We start from the raw sequence: 21717 nt of genomic DNA on the forward strand, positions 1-21717 counted from the left end.
CTATACGCCTGGATTATATTCGATTCCGCTTTGCTGCAACCCGACGAGATCAATGTTCGCGGCATTGGCTTCAGAGCTTGCAGCGATTTCCAATAGTTGAGCCTGCGAAAACGCGCCGCCGCTTCCTTCCAGCAAGCCAATATAAAAATCACGATCGGCTTGTAATGGCGCCGTACCGACGACATTCAGATAGACCGTATCGACAAATGCCTCGTTGGTCAGATTGCCCATTGCGCTCAGTGCCAGTTGCGCGACATCAAACATGTTCTGTCCAACATCGAACAATTTCAGCCCGATACCCACATAATCCGGCCGCGCCTGTATCGTATCCCCATCGAAAGCAGCACCAATCAGACGGGCAGTATTGTTGGCCGATTGTCCTTCATCGAGATCGATCGCGATAGATTTATCGGCAAATTGCAAGCGCTCGACATTGGTCAGCGTATCGTTGCCATCGGGCCCGGCAATACTGAAAGTCGGAATTAACCGTGAAGTTGAATAATTCTCAAAGGCGCTGCTGAATATTGCCGTGTCGATTCCCTGACCGCCGTCCATGACGTCATCGCCTTCCAGGCCATTCAATGTATCATTTCCCGCACCAGCTTCGAAAACATCAGCCTCTTCAGTACCAAGCAGTTCATCAGCATTGTCCGTGCCCGTAATGGCCGTATCGAAGGTAATGATAGAGGTGTTGCCGGCAAAGTCGGTAGGGGAATTAATGCGCGTCGAATGATCAGCCTGCAATGATAGCGTTCCATCAGTCGGCAGTTGAGAATATGTGAAGGTGCCTGCATTCATACCGGGAAAATTTACAGTCCCATCCTTGATAAACAAAAAGTTGTTCGGAACCACATAATCGGGTGTCAGAAACCCCCGATCAGCAAAACCCTGCGTCGCTACAAGCACATTCTTGCCATTGGTCGCAGCATTCGGGAGATCGTGGGGAATCGTGAACGTGTGGGTGTCATTGCCGTCACTGGAAATAATGGAATGACCCGCCCATGACTGCTGATGATCATCATCCCCGCTAAATTCAATGAACTGTATATTTCCGTCGGCGTTCGAATACACTTCATTGACATGAAAAATATGGAAAGTCACGTTATTCTCCTTATGAAATCAGCGCTTCGATCACCGCATAATCACGACTTCGATGATTCGCTCGGCACCTATTTTTTTCTCCACTGTCCATTGATCTGAATCCAGGTTCCAGCAGGTACTTTCCGCAATATTTCTTCGGCATATACTTTACCGACCTGCTCAATATCAATGCCTTGGGCAGCCGCTTTTTCTTGATAAATGGCCTTGCGCTGAGCATTGATCGCGTCAGCCTCCGCCTGAGCACTCGGCTCACGCGCCACCACGTAGCCATCAATTCGCTCTCCAATCACGCCGGATGCTCGCAATGCCTCAAGATTCTGGGCCCATGCTACTGCTCCGCCTAATAATAGTGACACGGCAATCGCATTGATGATTCCCCGCCAGCCTTTTGTCGTTATCGTTGGGATATTGTGCATATCTTTGTTCTCCTTAATTAATAAGACATTAGAAAATGCCGGGGTTGGCTGCAATATCTTTTTTTGCTTCTTCTTCCAGTTTGACGCGAATATCCGCATCCAATTTAATATTGAGATTGATGGTGATGGGCTCTTGCGGTGTTTCGACCTTCACGGTCGGAGCGCATGAGGAAAACGCCAGGCAGCACAGAACCGCCACGATTAGAAAAAAATTCATATCAGTCGCCTGATCGGTGTCGCGCATGATTGCACTCCTCTTTGATGGATTCCGGGTCTCGGACAACGTGATGATAAGCCTGTGCTTCTATTTTCCACCTGCGGCAAATCCGTATGTTTGTCATCGAATATCGCACATCAGTTTAATTTGACCGATCCGCGCAAAATTTCATGAGACAGATTATAGCCTTGATTGATGGTATCAAGAATTTTATCAATATCAGTCTCCAGTTTGATATTCAAGCGAAAAGACCGTCCCTCCTTGACGTCGGGATTATTCCCCAGCAATGAAAGTTTGGCTATCAAATCCTGTTCTACCGATTTATCCAGGTTCAATGCCAGCTCCGAATAATGAAAATCCTGCAAGGCTTGCAGTAATAAATTCATTTCTTCGCCGGCACCGGTCAAAAATTGCGCAGCTTTTTCCGATTGAAAGCGCAGGACTCCCGGCGCTTCTGCGGACAGATGGCCGTTTGTGATCAACACCCTTTTTTTCTCCAAGGTGATGGGAACGTCTCCACTCAGGTATCCGGTGCCTGTCAGGCCTTTTACATTGATCAAGTCAAAAAAAGTATCCAGATTGATATGATCAATGAGTATCCGCAGATGGGAACGGGGCGAAGCGGGATCGATAACGGCGGGCGCAAGCGATACGGTACCATCCATCATTGAAAAATGCATATCCTCGAGTGCGAGGCGAGGCAATTTAGCAGGCTTGATTTGATAGCTCATATGCAGATTCTCGAGAGGTACGCCCGGATCAATACGGCGAACAGTGATGCGCTGTGCAGGTGGACTGCTCAGTGCGATCAAGTCGTTCAAACTGAGCCTTGCATTCAGATCATTCACGCTGGCGGCTTCGTGCTTAAACGAAATGCCTTGCAGATCGACTTTGCCGTGACTATGGCTGACTCCCTGTTTCTTCCAGTCTATATGGGCATTCGCGCTGACGGAGCCAGTCACATTTCCGAAAGCATCGAGCACCGGAAAAATTGTGCTCGGCTGTAATCCTTTGGGTTTAAAACGCAATGGCGTCAGTTGAACGGTCAGCTTTCCCTCTCCGTTTTCCGGCGCATGCTCAGCGGTTAACTTCAAATAACGCAAACCCGGCACACCGGCCGTGACATTCAGGAGGTATGTCATTGGCTTGCCCTCGGTGCGCTGATTCTCGAGATTACCGGAAACTGACACCGTCTTGAAAAATGGCTGCGGCGCCTGATGCTGCACTTGCCCAATGGCAAACCGGGCAATGTCGTTGCCGGCGGCGTTACCCAGCTGCGCATCGGCTGAAATTGCGCTAAGGCTCAAATGAGATTGCGGCAGAAGCAAAGCCGCTTCATTGAGCGCAAGCTGACCGTGATAATGCCGGTCACTGTTCAGTTGACCATTAAGAAATATTCTTCCGGGGTGGATATGCGCTTCAACCGGCGCTGATTCTGCTTTTTTAATCGACAGGCTGAGATCCGAGGAAGATAACGCAATCGCATGTTTAAGCGTCCAGCCCTGCGATGTCGCCATTAATTCCAGATCGGCTTGAGAGACCGAAAAAGTCACCGCTTTCTTGAGATTCGCCCCTGTGCCGTAATCCATCTTTCCAACAATGATCTGGGCTGGATCCCGTAATCCCGCACGCCAAGTATCCTGTCGATTCTCTATCTGTATCGGCACGACGATCGACAATTGTTCGATGCCGATGGACTCCCCATTGAATTGACCATTGCTGACGTTGACATCGAACTCGCCTGCCCATCCATCCGGGTTGTGCAGATGTCCTTTCAACGTCAATTTTTCAATGGCACCTTTGTCTGATGCAATCTTACCATTCTGCTTGGCTGGAGATTCTGCACCGACAATGTGTATGGTTGTGAACACAAAATCGAAACCTACATTCTGCAACTGGAAAGCGTCAAGAGCCAAGGCAGCTTCACCTGCGAAATGGGAAATTTTTGCTGTGGGCAAATTTAAATTACCTTCCTTGATGGATATTTGCGCTTGCCCATGGCCTTGTGGCGTTACGATGCCGGTCAACTCAGCATTGACTCGACCGAGGAGACTGTCTGCAATGGCTCCAAACTGAATTTCCTGCTTACCTACCTGAGGTTGCGAGATATGACCTGACAACGCTATCTTTATTTCTCCCGCCGTCGAGCGCAAATGAATGGCTGAATTTTTGAGTGATACGACAGGCAACCAAGGCAGGCTGATATTTCCCGAACTCGATGCCATCGATGTGGGTGGAAATGGAGATCCGTTTCGTAAATCGAGCACCACGTACAAACCGTCAATATCAATCGCGACCGGCTGTCCCACAAGCAATCCGGGCAATTGCCACGCCACATTGATCTTCCGGATGTTGAGTTCTTGATGAGGCCCTATGCTGACTTCATGCACCCGCAATGTATTGAATGTGAATTCCTCAACGGTCAGAGCGTGCAGTGGCAAACCATATTTATTCAATTCGCGGGCGATGAATGATTCCAGCACGACAACGCGTAACAGATAAAGTCCCAGCACAGCGATCAGCAGAACGCTGAATAAAATGAGCAACCCGTGTTTTAGCAGTCTAGCCATGGCTCATCATGCGTGTCGTCAAAACTTGGATTCAGTGTATCAGAGGCTCGATGACATGAATGCGATATTTTTTCTGGCTTTGGATGTAGGCAGTATAAGACTAATCGCTGGAAGAATTTTGTAAGGAAAGGAAAAAGAATCACGACAACATCATTTTCCATTAAAAAAATTTCTGAACCAAAAAATTTTGGTACTGTCCCGCGCTTAAGGCGCGGGATGATTCATACTATGTTAATCACGCAAATACTGCACGTTGACAGATTTAGACGCAGACGGGCCCAGCGTGCCTAAATTATATTGCACGGTGCCGCCATAATCACCGAGTATGGGGTCACCGAATGTTTGATCAACAGGATTACAGGAATAATCCGCAAAGTTGGTTGTTTTAGCTTCGTAAGTGATCGCTGCCGGGGTTTTCGTGATATGTCTGAGGCGAGTCGCAAATGGAATCGTATCGGCTTTCGTGCCCCATGCCGAATAGGAATCACGAGTAGCATGATGCCATTCAGCAATTGTTCCGTTGATATCCACTATGGCTAATCGTCTCAGGTTCACGTTATTGATATTGGAACCTGTTAAATTTCTGACGGTCATCTTGATGTTAAATGTACGTTCGCTATTGGCCGGTTTTGTGAATTCCTGAATCAAACGCAACCGCCCGTCGGTTGTATTGCGCGTCACCGTGCAAGTATTTCCGGAGCAATTGCATGCAGAGGTTGCGAATCCGACATCATCAAAATTAGTACTGTAACGAGGATTTGAACCACTGTTGCAGAGCGCGTACCCTTCTCTGTACATATGATTACTTTGACCGGAGGTTCCTCTGAATTCAGTGATATTGCCATCTCTGGATATGGTTACGATAGGTGTTCCAGAAAAAGTATGGCATTGAGGAGCGGCTAATTGTGGTGAAATTGCCTGAGAATTGGCATCTTCATTTCGGATGTTTCCGCTTTGTTGCGCATGAAGCATACCGATGCTTGTCAATAGCAATACGAGGAAAGAGCTAATTAATATTTTTAAATTTTTCATTGTTAATCTCCAATTTAATGAGCAAAACAGAATTACTTAACTGAAATTGTTTTAGAGAGCCTCTTGCTTTTGGTCAAATCAAGAATCAGATCTGAAAATGAACGTAAAATACATTTACTGCAGGATAGGGCGCATAAATCTTCATACCACTACTTTTACACAACCCTATCGATGAAGCGTACAACATACGTTTGATCTGAAGTGTGACAATTGTCACACTCAAACCATTAAACCATGCTCAGCATGGCCGTTATAAACAAAATTAACTCTCCGGATGAATGTATGGATTTATTAACCCAGGGCTTATTGGGCACCGCAATGGCGCAATCGGGTGCCCGGCAACAGGAAGTTCGCCTAGCAACCGGCATCGGTTTTTTTGCAGGCATTGCAGCGGATTTGGATATCTTGATTCAGTCAGAAAATGATCCTTTATTGACGATCGAATTTCACCGTCATTTTACGCACTCGCTGTTTTTTGTACCCCTCGGCGCATTACTGGTTGCGCTTGTGTTATGGCCGTTCTTGCGCAAGCGCCTGTCTTTTTCGCGCTTGTACTTATTTACATTCCTGGGATATTGCTTGAGTGGTGTTCTGGATGCGTTTACCAGCTATGGCACTCACCTGTTATGGCCTCTCAGTGATGCCCGCATCGCCTGGAATACCATTTCGGTCATCGACCCGGTATTTACGTTGATCTTGTTGATTGCCGGAATCATTGCTTTCCGGAAGCACGCACACACTGCCGCGCGCGTGGGGTTGTTACTGGCTGCGCTGTATATGTCATTTGGCTGGATGCAGTTGCAACGTGCTCACACATTGGCCGAGGAGCTGATTGCAGAAAGGGGTCATCAGGCGCAATCTGTGCTGGTAAAACCAACGCTTGCCAATCTCGTGCTCTGGCGTTCGGTCTATGAAGTCGATGGCAAATTTTATGTCGATGCCATTCGCGTGGGGTTGTGGTCAGATTCTCGCATTTATCCAGGCGAATCGATCAAAAAGTTCGTGTTTGATCGGGACCTGGATCAGGTGCCGGCGGAGTCGGTACTGGCGACGGATATTGCCCGTTTCAGTCATTTTTCGGATGGTTATCTGGCGATTCGTCCGGAACAACCGGATGTGCTGATCGATGTGCGCTATTCCAATCTGCCGATGACGGTAGCGCCGCTGTGGGGCATTGAAATCAATCCTGATCAGCCGGGTCAGCATGCCAAATATGCGCTCTATCGGGATGCATCGCACCAGACCCGGCAAATATTTTTGTCGCTGCTGCTGGGCGAGCATCTGCTCGATTGATTTTTCAGCTTATGAACGCCGCCTTATTTCAAATTGACGATCCAGTGACGATACAAGCGGTCGGCAACCGCATTCAACGCCGCCACGCGCTCAGACAGATCCTTCTCGATATCTTCCAATGATTGCACGGATGGTTCATCGAGGCTGGCAAGTTCTTCCGCACCGACGCTGCACCAGTCGATCACCAGCCGTTCGGTCATTTCGACATGGCATTGCATGCCTAAATGCATGTCCAAGGCAAATGCCTGATTCTCACAGTAAGGACTGGATAGAATGCAGGTGGCACCGTCGGGAATACTGAAGGCTTCACCGTGCCAGTGAAATGAATTGAAGCTCGTTAAATCACCGAACCACTGCCGCGCGACGGAATTATCCGGCACGCTGACTTCGCCCCAGCCCATTTCCTTGACTGGATTGGCGCTGACCTCGCCGCCGAGCGCCTTGGCCATCAATTGCCCGCCCAGGCAATGCCCCAGCACCGGCATGTTTCCGTCGACTGCCTGCCGGATCAACGCTAACGAGGACGCGATCCATGGCACATCATCATTGACGCTCATCGGACCGCCCATGAATACCAAGCCGCTGAATTCATTGACATCCTTTGGAACTGTCTCACCGGCGTCGATTTTGATCAGACGCCATGGAATATGATTGTTATCGAGAAATGTGGCAAAATAGCCTGGCCCTTCGATAGGAAGGTGTCTAAAAATTGCAATCGGCTTCATGGATTTTTCCTGCCATAAATTTGAGTGATCTAATAACGAATTCTAGCCTGTTTCAGCCATTTTTTCTGAAAAGCAGGCATACTCTCTTAGAACCCTGTGAAACACAATTACATCCGCGCTAATCATTTCTCCCTCATCATTGTTTCGAAACGGTGCATTCCATGTCAGTAAGCAAGCCTACATTCGCTGATTTGGTCCGCATCGAGCAATTACGCAAGATTGAATCCGCCAAAGCGGACGATTTGTCCTACGCCAGTATCAAAGACCTGCCGCGGTCCATCAGCGGTGATTTTCATTACTCGGAATTCATCCATCGGCTTGCTATCCGGGCCAAACGCATGATCCAGGATAATGCGCTGGACACTGTGCTGCAGCAACCTCAAAAACAATACCGCCGCGCTCATCATATTTGCGTGGCAGCCGGCATTCTTTTGGGTGGACTTGCCGCGAGTCAGGCAGTCAGCGGCGAATCCTCGACGCTGAATATTTATTGGTTGCTGGCGGTACTGTTGGGGTTCAATACGATTTCGTTATTGCTGTGGCTGTCCGGTGTGATGCTGAATCTGCAAAGCTTGAGCAGCGGCATTGTGGCGCAACTGGCAAGCTGGTTGCCTTACCGGCAAAAAAAAGAGCCCACCATCGCATCGCTGGCAACGCAGTCCTGGTGGGAAAGTTGCCTGACCGGTGAAGTTGGCAAATGGCGCGTCAGCGTATTGACGCATAAATTCTGGCTGGCGTATTTGGCGGCCGGCATAGTGCTGCTGGTGCTGCTCATGCTCGCCAAGCAATACAATTTTATCTGGGGAACGACGTTACTTCCTGATAACACGCTACCCAAGCTCACACAGATTCTCGGCGCACCGCTGGAAGCGATGGGTTTGACCATTCCGAGCGATCCGCAAACCGTCGCCAGCCGCATCGGCATCAGCAAGCAGGACGCCGAGACACGTACAGCCTGGGCCAATTTCCTGATTGGCGTGCTGCTCGTGTATGGTTTCTTTCCTCGCCTGCTAATGCTGGGCTTGTCGCGCATCATGCAAGCGTGGAGGGAACGCCGCTTTAAGCTCGATTTGTATTTGCCCTATTACATCGACCTGCGTCAACGTCTCATGGCAAGAGAAATACGCGCTGAGATCGTCGACGCCGACCCTCTGGCAGGAGCCAAACCGGCTGAAGTGACACGTCCGCCGGAAAACTTGGCGCTACCCTCCAATGCCCAGGCATTTGGCATTGAACTCGATCAAACCACTCATTGGCCGAACTCGATGATCTGCCGCATCAATATCGTTGACCAGCAATCGCAAGACGAAGCCAAGGCGCTGATCAGCACCCTGAATGGCCCGCTCGTGCTGGGCGTTGCAGCCCATCGCTTGCCGGATCGTGGCGTGCAGCGCCTCATCAAGGAATTGGTGGATAGCACAGACAAGAAGCCTTGGCTGATTCTTCTGAGCAAGCCAGCGGCACCAGTCAGCAGCGCCCGTGAATTTGCCTGGTTCCGCCTGGCTGAAGTATGCGGCATTCCGGCAGAACATGTCATTACTCAATAACGTATGGCCAATCATCCTCATCATAGCAACGCATTGCTCAATGTCGCGGTAGTCGGTCACACCAACACCGGCAAAACCTCATTGATCCGGACGATACTGCGCAGTACCGAGTTCGGCGTCATCGAAGATGCGGCAGGAACTACCCGGCATGTCGAACAAGCGACCATTTCTGCCGATAATGAACCCATTTTGAACGTGTATGATACGCCCGGGCTGGAAGACTCCCGGGCGCTGCATGCCCATATCAAGAAATTGCAGGCCAAATCGAGATTGTTATTGCCAGCGCAGGTACTGGAACATTTCGTCACGCATGTTGCCGTAAACGATCCATTGGAGCAGGAAGCCAAAGTCATCCGCCAAGTCCTACGCAGCGATATCCTGTTATATATTATTGACGTACGCGAACCCTTCCTGGAGAAATACCGGCTGGAACTGGACATACTCACGCAGGCGGCAAAGCCGATCGTTCCCGTCTTCAATTTCATTGCCGGGCATCAGCAGGAACTTGCGCTATGGCGCCAGAACCTTGCTGCCTATAATATGCACGCAACGCTGGAATTCGATACCGTGGCATTTACTTTTGAAGCCGAAAAACGCCTTTATCAGAAAATGCAGACCCTGGCGGAAACTTATTACACGCCGTTGCAAAAGCTGATCGATTACCGCGCCAAACTCTGGAATCAACTCTGTCTTTCCGGCGCCAAACGAATAGCAGACTTGATCGTCAGCGTGGCTTGCTATCGCGAGAACAAGATGATGAAGCATCATCAGATTGCAAATTCTTTAACCGAAGATCGGCTGCATGACTTTGTCCGCAAAGCCGAGCAACGTTGTTTACATGACTTATTGTCGCTGTTCAATTTCCTCGAAAAGGATGTCGCCATTCAGAACATCCCCGTCAGCAATGGCCAGTGGCAACTGGATATTTTCGCTCCCGGTATCCTCAAAGCCTACGGGCTCGATCTTGGCAGCGCCGCCGCCAAAGGAGCCGCCGCAGGCGCGGGCATCGATCTGATGGTTGGCGGCATGAGTCTGGGCGCAGCCAGCGCACTCGGCGCACTTGCCGGTGCGGGCTGGTCGACGTTCAAGCGCTATGGCGATGAAATCAAAGCAACGGTCCAAGGCACGACATGGCAGTGTGCTGACGAAAACACGCTCCGGGTGCTCTATCTGCGGCAGAAACATCTTTTGAAAAAGCTGATGCACCGCGGACACGCCGCACAGGATGCATTGCAGGTCGACCAGGTTGATCTTGAAAAACTCCCCGATCAATGGAATAAATTAATCAGCGCATTACGTCAGAATCCGACTTGGCAGGATTCGTCCGTGGCACGTAATGCCCATCCTCAATTCCGCGACATAGAAGCCAAGCTTGTGGATGCGCTTCTGGACGAACGCTAGATCCATCTCAGTGCAAACTTGCATCGCTGGATTTACCCTCCCATTCTATCCCTCTCGTTTTGCTTTGAATTTCCGGCGATTTAAGTTCCTCCGTTGACGCCCCTCATCCTGCCAAGCTGCATATCCACAACCGTTTCTTCATTCGATGAGGAATGGCATTATTTCTACGCTTATCCGACACTTCTCCCCTTAAATTAACCGGCAATACGCCGATATTGGATATGGCATAAGCGGAACACGCGGATGAAAGTACTGAAGTTGATCACTGAACTGCCGTAATCAATTTTTCTAAGGAAGCTGAAAAAGTTGCGAGCAATTTTAAGTGCGCAGGAATTGAGCGGAAAGTGCGGTTTACAAGAAATATATGCGCATATTAACTGATTTCAGCCAACGCCTGACCGAATGCAGTAATTTTTCAGAGCTTCCTAAAACTATTCGGATTGTCGGCATGCTGCAACGGGAAGACAAAAGCACTGATGACATATCCCGGCACTGCCGATAATTTGATCGCTTTTTTTGACGAGTGAAATGTAGATGGATCCCTGTACGATAGTCACCAATATTCGTTCAATTTTTTCCTTACCGGATGTTGTCGTTCGCATCAATGAATTGATCGATGCCGGCGAAACGACCAATCTCGAGCTGGAACGGGTGATTCTGAACGATCCGGCGTTAACGGCAAAACTGCTGAAGTTTGCCAATAGCTCCTATTTTGGACTTTCCGGAAGAGTCGACACGGTATTGCGGGCCATTTCCATCATCGGCCACAAAGAACTCAGAAATTTAGTGGTCGCGTCATCAGTGACGGAAACCTTCAAGGATATTCCGTCGAATTTGGTGAACATGGACACGTTCTGGTACCACAGCGTGACGAGTGGCGTTACTGCGCGTCTATTGGCTTCCAGTGTCGACAGCAGGGAACGCTTCTTTATTGCCGGATTATTGCATGGTGTGGGCCGTCTGATCCTGTTCAGTCAATATCCGAAAGAATCGGCCAAGGTTTTGAGTTGTATCAATCAAGGCGAAGAAGCCGCCATTCATGCCGAACGTAAATTTTTTGGCTTCACCCACGCTCAGTTGGGCGCTGAGCTATTGCGCCAATGGCGCTTACCGGTAAACATCTGGAAGACAGTTGAATTCCAACTGGACCCGATGCATGAAGAAACCTACAAATATGACGCCAGCACATTGTGCGCCGCCGTCAATATCGCCAATTTCATCCAGCCCTGCACCAATCAAAAGGCGAATGGTGAGAAATCCATACCGACGCATGCATTCGAAGCCTGGAATTTGTTGGGGCTGACGCCTGAGATCATAGAATCGGTGATCGCCGTGACCAGACTGCAAGTGATTGAGTTATTCAATATCGTGAGATAAGTGTAGTGCTTACTGCCTGCTTCTTGGTCGCTTCCGCCAAAATATTACGTTTCGCAGCAAGTACCGAGATTCAATCTTTTAATCTGCGAGCACGCAATTTCATCCCGGTGCTTCAAACGCCGGCAAACATCACCAATAATCCGGAAGCCAGAAACCCGCTCGGCAATGCGATATGCAGCGGTTTGCTGACAGGACGCTCCTCGAACCATTTGAAAAGCATGATGCCGACACCGACGCTGGCGCAAAGTGCCAGCATCAAACCCCATAGCTGAACCATCGGCTGGTGCGGCAAGAATCTGAAGAAGGCGGCATTGATGGCCAGCGAAACCGGGAAATGAATCAGAAAGATCGAATAGGAAGCACGTCCAATAAAAATCACACACTTCGGGATATACACATGTCTCAACGCATCGTAATAATGAACCAATCCGATGAGCAACATGGTGCCGCCTGCCACCGCCAGGCGTGAACGAAAATCGACCATCAGCGCCAAGAAAATCAGCCCGATCAGCATGATCAGCCACAACCACCGATAACGGCTCTCTAAAACCCAATACACCAAAACCCCAAGCCCGTACGAACCAAAAAAATACAACGCCGTTTCGTCCCAAACCGGATGACGATTAAAAAAGAACAACGATGCGGCTGTCAGAACGAAAATGAGCGTAAAACTCGGCCATGGCATAACTTGCAATTGCGAATGATGAATCTGGAAATGCTTGCTAATCCATAGCAACAGCACCGTTAACGCAAATAACTGAAGATCAATGGCGACATACCAAACACCAGCCGATAACGCCTCTTGGTCAAGCAGATTTTGCAACAACATGACGTGCGCCAGCAGTTGAAAAAAATTCGGCGCTGACGGAATCGAGTCATGGGACATCCAAATCCTCGCAAGGGCCGCGCAACCTATCGCCACCGTCAACGCAACGAGATAAGGCGTAATCAATCGTACATACCGTTGCTGAATCAGCCGCATGGGATGCGTGACGATGGATCGGCCGTGGGGCGCCAGTTTTGCCGCTAATAAAAAACCTGAAATGACAAAAAACATGTGCACCACGATTCTGCCATACTCGCGCAACCAATCGATCACAGCAGGCAGCAGCGGATACGCGATGCTCGACATGGGCCCGTACATGGCAAGATGATGCATTACGATCACCAAGCAGCAAGCCGCTTTCAATGCATCGATCAAGGGCATTCGGGACGAATGTTGGGAAGGAATTTTGCTATTATTAATGGCAAACAAAGAACAATAGAATATGCTTGAATACAACCACTCGACCAATAGTGTCTTGCATACTAACATGCTATGAGTTGCGAGGCTACTTAGCTTCTCAGCTTTGGTGGAGCTTTTTTCGACACTCACTCAGGAAACCATAACATTATCGAATCACATCATCTGTACGATATTGCGAGCAATGTCGGAATCCACCTGGTGGAATCCGGGTTGATGCTGGTTACGGCCGAATCATGTACCGGCGGCTGGTTAGGTCAGGCAGTGACCGCAATCTCGGGCAGTTCAAGCTGGTACGATCGCGGCTTCATCACTTACAGCAACGCCGCCAAATGTGAAATGCTGGGAGTTCAGTCAACCACGCTGGAACACTATGGCGCCGTATCGCCTCAAACCGCCCGGGAAATGGTTCTGGGAGCGCTCAACCGCAGTCACGCCCAGATCGGTGTTTCCATTACCGGCATTGCAGGGCCTGAAGGAGGCACCGCTACAAAACCGGTAGGAACGGTCTGTTTCGCGTGGGCAATGAAACAGGGGAATGTACATCAGCTAACGCGTCTGTTTCCAGGAGATCGCGACGAAATTCGCAGCCTGGCAGTCGCTACCGCATTGCAGGGCATACTTGAAATACTGAACGATGCAACACCCTCTATAGCTTGAAACAAGGCAGCGATGTCGAATCAGTGCTCGCCCGATTGCTGACTGGTCTGAGAAATAATCCGGTCGCAATAGGCAATGGCGATGGCTGAAAGCAGAAATGCCATGTGAATGCCGGTCTGTGCAAGCAGTGTTTTTTCATCATAGGAACTGGCGTTGATGAAGGTCTTCAGTAAATGGATCGACGAAATGCCGATAATGGCCGTCGCCAATTTCACCTTCAATACCGATGCATTGACATGCGACAGCCATTCCGGTTGATCGGGATGGCCTTCCAGATTCATGCGGGACACGAACGTTTCATATCCGCCTATGATGACCATAATCAGCAGATTCGAAATCATCACCACATCGATCAATCCCAGAACCACCAGCATGATCGCCGTTTCGGTCAGTTTAGTCGGCCTCTCGGCGCCCTTGATGGTAACGGTGTCGAGAATATGCTGCAATGAAGTAGGATTGCCCATCACAGCGCCGATCAGATCGGTCAATTCCACCCAGAAATGAAACACATAGACACACTGCGCCAGAACCAATCCGAGATATAACGGCAATTGCAGCCAGCGGGTGAAAAACAGAAAATAGGCAATGCGGGGAATTTTGATGGCCGGGGGAATACCGGATTTATCGTTCTGTTCCATAACTTTCTATCAGATTAAAAAATGCCGCAAGAATAGCACAACAGGGGTTAAAAATATGTGGATTCCTTGAATATTGGAGATTTTGGGCTGTTCACTTCGAATTTCAAGCGCAGCTACGAAATAGTTTGTCTTTTGGCTTTACGTTTTTCCATAGCCATTGGCGCGTAATTTCGAGGGAATGGAGCTACTACACAGCAATTTAAATAAATCACGCCATTTCAGTTTCGGTCAATCCGGCTAGCAAGGTTTCAGGGGCAATATCCTGTTCATGAAGCCACGTCATAGCTCCGAATACAATTCTTGCTTGATTGAAATAATGCACATCACGTAACTCCCGAAAAACACCGTGATGGAGATACGGTTTCATATCGAAAATCCTCTGCGGCCATTCGCTAGTTCCCAATCTGCCACCAATTCATCGCGATGAAGTTCAATCCATGCTTGTACTAATCGCAATTGTTTCCGTAGCAATTCTCCTGCAATGATTTCCCCATCATCAAATCTCCTGTTGTAGTTTGAGTTGACAAAAGAAGCTCAATATTTAGCGTACGGGATAATCTCTTTGTTTTAACGCTATTTGACGCCGAGCTCTATCCACCAATTCGATATACTTCGCTGCAATATTATTGATAAATAGCATTATTATGGAATAGCCATCCATTTTCATGAATTCCGGCGGGATCATGATGTGTCCAATGGATCACTCCGCCTTTATCATTCCACTCGTACTCACCAAAAAATTCAATCTGATCATTTAAAAACAATTCATTAATTCTTGGTGCTAAATCAATATTGTGAGAAATCAATAGCGTTTGTTTTGACTTCAATTCGATTACAAATCTTTGATGACGACTGCCATTAAGGTCATCAGATAATATGGCAACTACAGTTCCGGTTCCATAGACTTGCACATTGCTTCGAGCTTCAGCAAAAACTTTTGCTAACAATGTATCCCCATCGGGTTCTACTGTAACAAAATCAGAAATTAGACCTACTTTCAACAATCCATTAAAAGCATTTCCATAAACATAGACCTCATGATCTTTGGTTCCGATATAAATATCGGTATCCGGATAATACCGCGCCAAATACTCATCCAAAGCAACAGTTTTAGTCCCAGCATGATTAAAAAATTGTGGATAAGATTTTTCGGCAAAATCAAATAATTTATTACTATCAGCCAGAAAATTCTCAGCAAATGATATTGATGGAATTAATAACAAAAGAATAAAAATAAATTTCATAACTAAATTTCTACTCCTAAAGTAGCTATTCACGATAACCAACAAGACTTTTCTGTTACGGTAGAAATCTTCCGATTCTGAGATGTTTAAGAACTTATGATATTTTTTTAGGTCTGAAAATGATCAAAACATCAGTTAATCAATCAGTTAAGATTTATTTGTATTTTACTCAGAGAGCAAAGAAAATAGCGATGACTTCATCAATACAAATAAAAAACCCGGAAGCTAATGCTTCCGGGTTTTTTATTCTAACAATAACTTCTGTTACAGCTACAACTTCGCCAGCGCTTCCGCGACCGTTTGTCCCATCAGCGACGGGGTAGGGCAGATGGTGACGCCGAGTTCTTTGAGGAGTGCGACTTTCTCGGCGGCGCTTTCGCCAGCGGATGAAATAATCGCACCGGCGTGGCCCATGCGGCGGCCTTCGGGCGCGGTCAGTCCGGCGATATAGGCCACCAACGGTTTGCTCATGTTTTCTTTGGCAAATCTGCCGGCTTCCACTTCCTGCGGGCCGCCGATTTCACCGATCATCAATGCGACTTTCGTTTCCGGATCCTGCTCCAGTTTCTCCAGAACGTCACGATGCGAGCTACCGGGAATGGGATCGCCACCGATACCCACCGACGTCGAGATTCCAATGCCCAGCAAGCGCATCTGATCGGCAGCTTCGTATCCAAGCGTACCAGAACGCCCGACCACGCCGACATTGCCGCGGATATAGATGTGCCCTGGCATGATGCCCAGCATCGCGCGTCCCGGACTGATGGTGCCGGCACAGTTGGGGCCTGTCAGCATCATGCGTTTTTCCTTGGGAAAGCGGCGCAGAAAATTCTTGACCGTCATCATGTCCTGAGTGGGAATGCCGTCCGTGATCGAGACACAGAATTGAATGCCCGCATCTGCAGCTTCCATGATCGAATCCGCCGCGAAGGCTGGTGGCACGAATACGATACTGGCTTCGGCGCCGACCTGATCGACCGCTTCCTGCACGGTGTTGAATACCGGTAATCCCAGATGGGTTTGCCCGCCTTTTCCAGGTGTTACGCCGCCGACGACGTTGGAACCGTACTCGATCATTTCCTGCGCATGAAAAGTGCCGATTCTGCCGGTGAAGCCTTGAACGATAATGCGTGTTTTTTCATTGATTAATATGGCCACTTCTTTGTACTCCTAGGCGTTTTGGGCGACGACGTCGTTGCGGGCGCGGACGACTTTTTCCGCGGCTTCCGCCAACGTATCGGCAGTAATGATCGGCAAACCGCTCTCGGCAATGATGCGGCGTCCTTCCTCGACATTGGTTCCAGATAACCGGACCACCAACGGAATTTTCATATCGATATTTCTGACGGCCTGAACAACGCCTTCTGCAATCCAGTCGCAACGATTGATACCCGCAAAGATATTGACCAGCATCGCTTTGACATTGGCGTCCGCCAACACTAACCGGAACGCCTTCTCGGTACGCTCGGCTGATGCGCCGCCGCCGACATCGAGGAAGTTGGCCGGTTCACCGCCGGCCAATTTGATCATATCCATCGTCGCCATCGCCAAACCAGCGCCATTGATCATGCAACCGATATCGCCGTCCAAGCCGACATAACTCAAGCCGGCTTCCGCAGCAGCCACTTCACGGCTATCCACTTGCGTGTTATCCCGCAGTTCGGCAATTTTATGGCGACGGAACAACGCGTTTTCGTCAAACACCATTTTGGCGTCCAGCGCCATGATGTCATTCGTGGCGGTGATGACGAGTGGATTGATCTCCAGTATATTCGCATCGAGATCGCGCAAGGCGCGATAACAGCCTTTGATGGTTTTGACCGCATGATTCAGTTGCGCGGCATCGATACCGAGTCCGAACGCCATGGTACGTGCCTGGAAATCCTGTAACCCGACCGCAGGTTCGATATAGATTTTGATGATCGCTTCCGGATTGGTGACCGCCAGCTTTTCAATTTCCATACCGCCTTGTCCCGATCCGATCATGATGACGCGCTCGCTGCTGCGATCGATCATAAAGGACAGATACATTTCTTTGGCAATCTGGGTTCCCGCTTCGATGTAGAGCCGGGAACACATTTTTCCGGCAGGGCCGGTCTGGTGCGTCACCAGTTTCTTTCCGAGCAATTCTTCAGCGGCTTTCTCGACTTCGTCATGCGTTTTACACACTTTGATGCCGCCGGCTTTTCCGCGTGCGCCCGAGTGAATCTGCGCCTTGACCACCCAGACACCGCCTTCTATTTCCCTGGCGCGTTGCACCGCTTCCTCAACGCTATAGGCCAAACCGCCTTCGGCGATTTTTACACCATATTCAGCCAGGATTTCTTTTGCTTGATATTCGTGAATATTCACTTCAATTTCCTCGACATGTGCACTACATTAATTCAATCATTCAATAGATTTATCAACCAAACATTCTCACAAAGCTCTGCAAGGCTGCGGCAACCCGGTCATACTTCATCGAGATCAGATTCAGCATGCGCATTCATTTCTCGTCAATCACATGCGCTGAACATGCTTTTGCCTTGCCAGATCGTCGCTTTTCTTCTTTTCCAGAGCTTTCTCAAAGACAAAGGCCGGTTAGCGCGGCCTTCCTATCATTAATTTTTCGCGGCAATGGCTTCTGCCACTTTCACCACATTGTTCGCCATTCTTTCTGAAGCTGCATCGATCAAGCGGCCATCCAATGCAGCGGCGCCTTTACCTTGGGCGGCAGCTTCCTTGAGCGCTGCCAGAATGCGTTTTGCTTTTTCAATTTCACGGGCAGGGGGAGTAAAAACTTCATTCGCCAGCTCAATCTGCGTCGGATGTATCGCCCATTTGCCTTCACAACCCAACGCGGCAGCGCGTTTGGCTGCCAACACGTAACCTTCGGGATCTTTGATATCACCGAATGGGCCATCGATCGGACGCAATCCATAGGCACGGCACGCGACGATCATCCGGCTGATCGCAAAATGCCATTGATCGCCCGGATAATCCGGATTCAACCCGCCGATATTGGTGGTTCTGGCGCGATTGCTGGCGGCATAATCAGCGACGCCGAAGTGCAGGGCTTCCAGACGTCCTGATGCACCGTTACGGGCAATATCTTCGACGTTCGCCATGCCCAGGGCAGTTTCTATCAATGCTTCCAATCCAATCCGATTTTTCAGACTTTGCTGCATTTCAAGCTGGGTGATCATGGCCTGCACCATGTAGATATCCGCGTATACCCCCGCTTTCGGAATCAACAGGGTGTCGATCTTGCTTCCGGCTTGCTCCACCAGATCGACGACATCACGCACCATATACTGCGTATCCAGGCCGTTGATGCGGACTGATACAGTGATGCCATGTCCTTTCCAATCCAGATCATTGAGCGCCTGAATGACATTTTTGCGTGCTTGAATTTTATCATCCGGCGCCACGGCATCTTCCAGATCGAGGAAAACGAAATCAACGCCACTATTGAGTGCTTTTTCAAACATTCCTGGACTGGAACCGGGCACGGCCAATTCACAGCGCTGCACACGTTGAAGAGTGGTTTCATATAGCGTATGACTCATTTTTCCTCCAAAATTGTAAATAGGTATAGTAATCCATCAGATCAATCAAAAACCCTTCCGCAGAACGCTGAATGAGCAGTGTCCTCTGCCGAATCCGCACTCGGTGGCGAACATGACATCAGGGCATACTGTGATTCGTGGTTTAACAATGCAGGTAATCTTGATGACGTGAATGGTTGTACTATGTGGTTTTTTGTTCTTGTTTCTTGTGTTTAAGAGATCAATTAGTTAGTAAATTATAACTATTCTCGGGGAATTTATCTACCGAGCCGCCGCCCCAGCGAGGAAGGGCCACATTATTGCTACCCCGATCGAATGCGGAAGCATAAGAGTCGACGGGTAATGCTGAACAAAATCTGTTGCCTTTCCAAGTTTCTGCAAGCTCAAAACAACGCCTGTAATTTTTTCACCTGATTCTAAGTGGATTGTTTGCTGCCTGATCTTAGTTTTTTAACGCTTTTTACAATCGTGCGCAGGCTTCGGCCGCGGCTACCAGCTTCCGGTAGCGTGCCATCCACACGAGGGGTATGCCGCCGCTGAGTTCTTGTCGTTGCGCCGTGGATGCTGCCACGATGGCGCCGAGCATGATGGAGCGGCCGCAACTGTCGCCGCCGATGCGGATATTCTCTTCAATCGCGCTACGATAATCCGAGACATGCTGCGCAAGATGGGCAATGATCGGTACGCCTTCCGGCACATGACAGGCCGAACCGAAGCGCTTAGCCAGTGCGGCAGAGTCAAGTCGAGCGGCGCTCAAGGCTTCTTCAACCAGCGGTGCCAGTGTCTGCCCCGCATGTGGGAGCGCATCCTTCAGCGCTTGCGTAACCGGATCGCCATCCAGAACCTGCCATAGTACGGCGCTGGTATACTGCGCTGCCGCGATCGCCATGTCATTGTCATGCGTCAGGCGCACCACGAGTTCCACCTTGCCGGCTAACGACTGTTGCGATCCAGTATGTGTGGCCACTAACGGCGGTAAGGCTGCCAAGGCTGAAAACTGATCATCATCAGCGCCGGAGATTTCGGGGAACTCCTCGGGTTTCAGTGTAAGCAGGCGATGCAGTGTCTGACGGGTAGGAGAGTCCACATAACCGATGTAGGCGCCGCCCGGGCCAAAATGAGTACAATATTCCGCTTGATACTGAACACGGTTGAATGCCTGATGCTGCGCCAGATGCCGCAGCATTAGCCAACTTATCTCGCCATAGGCTGACGCATCGCCAGCCGTTTTGGCGCCATGCGCGAAGTAACCCCGCGTATCCGCGTAATCACTTGCGTCAGGTTGTAAAAACACCAATCCTCGATTTTTTTCAATCTGCGCAATTCGCTCGGGGTCATACAGCCAATGCAGACCCAATGACGCTGCATCGGCAAGCAGTGCGCCTAAAATAGCCGCTGCGCGCGGCTCTAGTCGTGCATGTGCATCCATAACCGCGATTTATTTAATATCCACATCAGCAGGAATATGGCGGGCGTCATCCGCCAGCATCACTGGAATCCCATCTTTAATCGGGAATGCCAATCGATCGAGCTTACAAATCAATTCCTTGTCATCTTTTTTATAAATGAGCGGCCCTTTGCATAAAGGACATACTAAAATTTCCAGCAATCGTGCATCCATATTTTTCCTTGTTGAGTTTAACCGATGTTAGGGTAGCGCTGATTGTGACCACGCAAACGAATTACAGGGTTGCGCGGCACTCGTTCCCTTGCCGATCTGCGGGGCATGTCTGTGTTACTGCGTTGCGTGCGCCTCGCTCTCCAGTTTGCTTAATTCATCTGCGCTATTTGCCAAGCCAACGAGATCCGAAAGCAGCATGTTCCTACGTCACAGTTTACCGAGAATATCATCCAACTGATCCAGATTGGAATAGTGGATGACGATACTTCCTTGCCCGTTTTTCTTCGGTTTGATGTCGACCTGGGTACCGAGGCGCTCGGACACATCTTCCTGCAGCCGCAGCAGATCGCGGTCAGGCTTATGAATCTTGCGCGCGATCGGATGTTCGATCTGATTGACCAGCTTTTCTGTTTCCCGCACCGACAGCCGTTTCTGCACTATCAGATTGGCCAGTTTGATCTGCTCCGCCGCCGCCAATGGCAGAAGCGCGCGGCCGTGCCCCATTTCGATCTTGCCCTGCATCATCAATTCCTGTACCGGAGCGGATAGATGGAGCAGGCGCAGCAGATTCGAAATCGTGCTGCGCGAATTCCCCAGCGCTTCACCGGCAGTTTGATGCGTCATGCCGAATTCATTGATCAGGCGTTGGATACCCAAGGCTTCCTCCAGCGGATTCAGGTTCTCGCGCTGGATATTTTCAATCAGCGACATGGCCAGCGCAGATTCATCGGCGACATTCCGCACCAGCGCAGGCACTTCGTTCAATCCGGCCAATTGAGCCGCCCGCCATCTTCGCTCACCGGCAATGATTTCATAGTGATCATCATTGACCGGGCGCACCAGAATCGGCTGCATCACGCCCTGCACCTTGATCGACTCCGCCAATTCTGCCAAGGCGACCTGATCCATGTTGGTTCTGGGTTGATATTTCCCGGGCTGCAGGCGGGATATCTCAATGTTCTGCAGAGATTCTTCTGCAGTGCCTCCCTCATCAGGGGAGAACAAAGCATCGAGTCCTCTTCCCAGTCCTTTTTGTTTTACCATCGTCGATCCCATCGGGTTATCTTTTCATACTGTTGACAAA

The 21717-nt window shown here is 49.5% G+C and carries 22 protein-coding genes; 5 read left to right on the forward strand and 17 right to left on the reverse strand.

Going from position 1 to position 21717, the window contains the following annotated elements; translation table 11 throughout:
• The 5 genes from ABF87_RS03805 to ABF87_RS03825 all read right to left on the reverse strand — a co-directional run bounded on the left by ABF87_RS03805 (position 1) and on the right by ABF87_RS03825 (position 5336).
• Positions 1-1101: a calcium-binding protein gene (locus tag ABF87_RS03805; RefSeq protein ID WP_160827809.1), complete on the reverse strand. Its 1101-nt coding sequence runs from the start codon at positions 1099-1101 to the stop codon at positions 1-3.
• A gap of 68 nt (positions 1102-1169) precedes the next feature.
• Positions 1170-1517: a YdbL family protein gene (locus ABF87_RS03810; RefSeq protein WP_160827810.1), complete on the reverse strand. Its 348-nt coding sequence runs from the start codon at positions 1515-1517 to the stop codon at positions 1170-1172.
• Between the two features lie 28 nt (positions 1518-1545).
• Positions 1546-1761: a YnbE family lipoprotein gene (locus ABF87_RS03815; protein ID WP_160827811.1), complete on the reverse strand. Its 216-nt coding sequence runs from the start codon at positions 1759-1761 to the stop codon at positions 1546-1548.
• 110 nt (positions 1762-1871) lie between these two features.
• A complete protein-coding gene (locus ABF87_RS03820; RefSeq protein ID WP_160827812.1) occupies positions 1872-4304 on the reverse strand; it encodes a YdbH domain-containing protein in 2433 nt (810 codons plus the stop codon).
• A gap of 231 nt (positions 4305-4535) precedes the next feature.
• The gene (locus tag ABF87_RS03825) at positions 4536-5336 is read right to left on the reverse strand and encodes a hypothetical protein (RefSeq protein WP_160827813.1); all 801 of its coding nucleotides are present in this window, start codon (positions 5334-5336) and stop codon (positions 4536-4538) included.
• A 282-nt stretch (positions 5337-5618) separates the two neighbouring features.
• Between ABF87_RS03825 and ABF87_RS03830 the strand changes: the two genes are divergently transcribed.
• The gene (locus ABF87_RS03830) at positions 5619-6629 is read left to right on the forward strand and encodes a metal-dependent hydrolase (RefSeq protein ID WP_160827814.1); all 1011 of its coding nucleotides are present in this window, start codon (positions 5619-5621) and stop codon (positions 6627-6629) included.
• Between the two features lie 23 nt (positions 6630-6652).
• Here the strand turns inward: ABF87_RS03830 and ABF87_RS03835 are convergent, their stop codons facing one another.
• Entirely contained in the window at positions 6653-7354 is a 702-nt protein-coding gene (locus ABF87_RS03835) for a type 1 glutamine amidotransferase (RefSeq protein WP_160827815.1), read from the reverse strand.
• A 161-nt stretch (positions 7355-7515) separates the two neighbouring features.
• On the opposite strand from ABF87_RS03835, the gene ABF87_RS03840 reads away from it, so the two are divergent.
• From ABF87_RS03840 to ABF87_RS03850, 3 genes are all read left to right on the forward strand, one after another.
• The gene (locus ABF87_RS03840) at positions 7516-8901 is read left to right on the forward strand and encodes a DUF2868 domain-containing protein (protein WP_160827816.1); all 1386 of its coding nucleotides are present in this window, start codon (positions 7516-7518) and stop codon (positions 8899-8901) included.
• 3 nt (positions 8902-8904) lie between these two features.
• Positions 8905-10302 carry a GTPase/DUF3482 domain-containing protein gene (locus ABF87_RS03845; RefSeq protein ID WP_160827817.1) on the forward strand — a complete coding sequence of 466 codons (1398 nt, stop codon included), beginning with the start codon at positions 8905-8907 and terminating at the stop codon, positions 10300-10302.
• 534 nt (positions 10303-10836) lie between these two features.
• Entirely contained in the window at positions 10837-11679 is an 843-nt protein-coding gene (locus tag ABF87_RS03850; protein ID WP_160827818.1) for an HDOD domain-containing protein, read from the forward strand.
• Positions 11680-11791: 112 nt separating this feature from the next.
• Here ABF87_RS03850 and ABF87_RS03855 read toward each other — a convergent pair whose 3' ends face one another.
• Positions 11792-12886 carry an acyltransferase gene (locus ABF87_RS03855; protein ID WP_164503136.1) on the reverse strand — a complete coding sequence of 365 codons (1095 nt, stop codon included), beginning with the start codon at positions 12884-12886 and terminating at the stop codon, positions 11792-11794.
• Between the two features lie 186 nt (positions 12887-13072).
• On the opposite strand from ABF87_RS03855, the gene ABF87_RS03860 reads away from it, so the two are divergent.
• Positions 13073-13582 (forward strand): CinA family protein, encoded by a 510-nt coding sequence (locus ABF87_RS03860; protein WP_160827976.1) that lies wholly within the window; start codon positions 13073-13075, stop codon positions 13580-13582.
• Between the two features lie 20 nt (positions 13583-13602).
• On the opposite strand, the gene ABF87_RS03865 is transcribed toward ABF87_RS03860, so the two are convergent.
• From ABF87_RS03865 to ABF87_RS03910, 10 genes are all read right to left on the reverse strand, one after another.
• Positions 13603-14220: a YqhA family protein gene (locus tag ABF87_RS03865; protein WP_164503137.1), complete on the reverse strand. Its 618-nt coding sequence runs from the start codon at positions 14218-14220 to the stop codon at positions 13603-13605.
• Positions 14221-14428: 208 nt separating this feature from the next.
• Complete coding sequence (locus ABF87_RS03870) at positions 14429-14587, reverse strand: DUF2442 domain-containing protein (RefSeq protein ID WP_160827819.1); 159 nt, start codon at positions 14585-14587, stop codon at positions 14429-14431.
• Complete coding sequence (locus tag ABF87_RS15230) at positions 14584-14706, reverse strand: DUF4160 domain-containing protein (RefSeq protein ID WP_160827978.1); 123 nt, start codon at positions 14704-14706, stop codon at positions 14584-14586. The genes ABF87_RS03870 and ABF87_RS15230 overlap by 4 nt, the downstream gene beginning before the upstream one ends.
• A 137-nt stretch (positions 14707-14843) precedes the next feature.
• Positions 14844-15464, reverse strand: a complete 621-nt coding sequence (locus tag ABF87_RS03880; RefSeq protein ID WP_160827820.1) for a DUF3465 domain-containing protein — start codon at positions 15462-15464, stop codon at positions 14844-14846.
• Positions 15465-15734: 270 nt separating this feature from the next.
• Positions 15735-16622: a succinate--CoA ligase subunit alpha gene (gene sucD, locus ABF87_RS03885; RefSeq protein ID WP_160827821.1), complete on the reverse strand. Its 888-nt coding sequence runs from the start codon at positions 16620-16622 to the stop codon at positions 15735-15737.
• Between the two features lie 12 nt (positions 16623-16634).
• Complete coding sequence (locus ABF87_RS03890; protein WP_160827822.1) at positions 16635-17816, reverse strand: malate--CoA ligase subunit beta; 1182 nt, start codon at positions 17814-17816, stop codon at positions 16635-16637.
• Positions 17817-18064: 248 nt separating this feature from the next.
• Positions 18065-19012 carry a CoA ester lyase gene (locus ABF87_RS03895; protein WP_160827823.1) on the reverse strand — a complete coding sequence of 316 codons (948 nt, stop codon included), beginning with the start codon at positions 19010-19012 and terminating at the stop codon, positions 18065-18067.
• 460 nt (positions 19013-19472) lie between these two features.
• Positions 19473-20441, reverse strand: a complete 969-nt coding sequence (locus tag ABF87_RS03900) for an ADP-ribosylglycohydrolase family protein (protein WP_160827824.1) — start codon at positions 20439-20441, stop codon at positions 19473-19475.
• A 9-nt stretch (positions 20442-20450) separates the two neighbouring features.
• Complete coding sequence (locus tag ABF87_RS03905) at positions 20451-20633, reverse strand: Trm112 family protein (RefSeq protein WP_160827825.1); 183 nt, start codon at positions 20631-20633, stop codon at positions 20451-20453.
• A gap of 207 nt (positions 20634-20840) precedes the next feature.
• Positions 20841-21677: a ParB/RepB/Spo0J family partition protein gene (locus ABF87_RS03910; protein WP_160827826.1), complete on the reverse strand. Its 837-nt coding sequence runs from the start codon at positions 21675-21677 to the stop codon at positions 20841-20843.
• Between the last annotated feature and the right edge of the window lie 40 nt (positions 21678-21717).

The sequence above is a fragment of the Nitrosomonas sp. JL21 genome, from assembly GCF_009833095.1.
GTDB lineage: Bacteria > Pseudomonadota > Gammaproteobacteria > Burkholderiales > Nitrosomonadaceae > Nitrosomonas.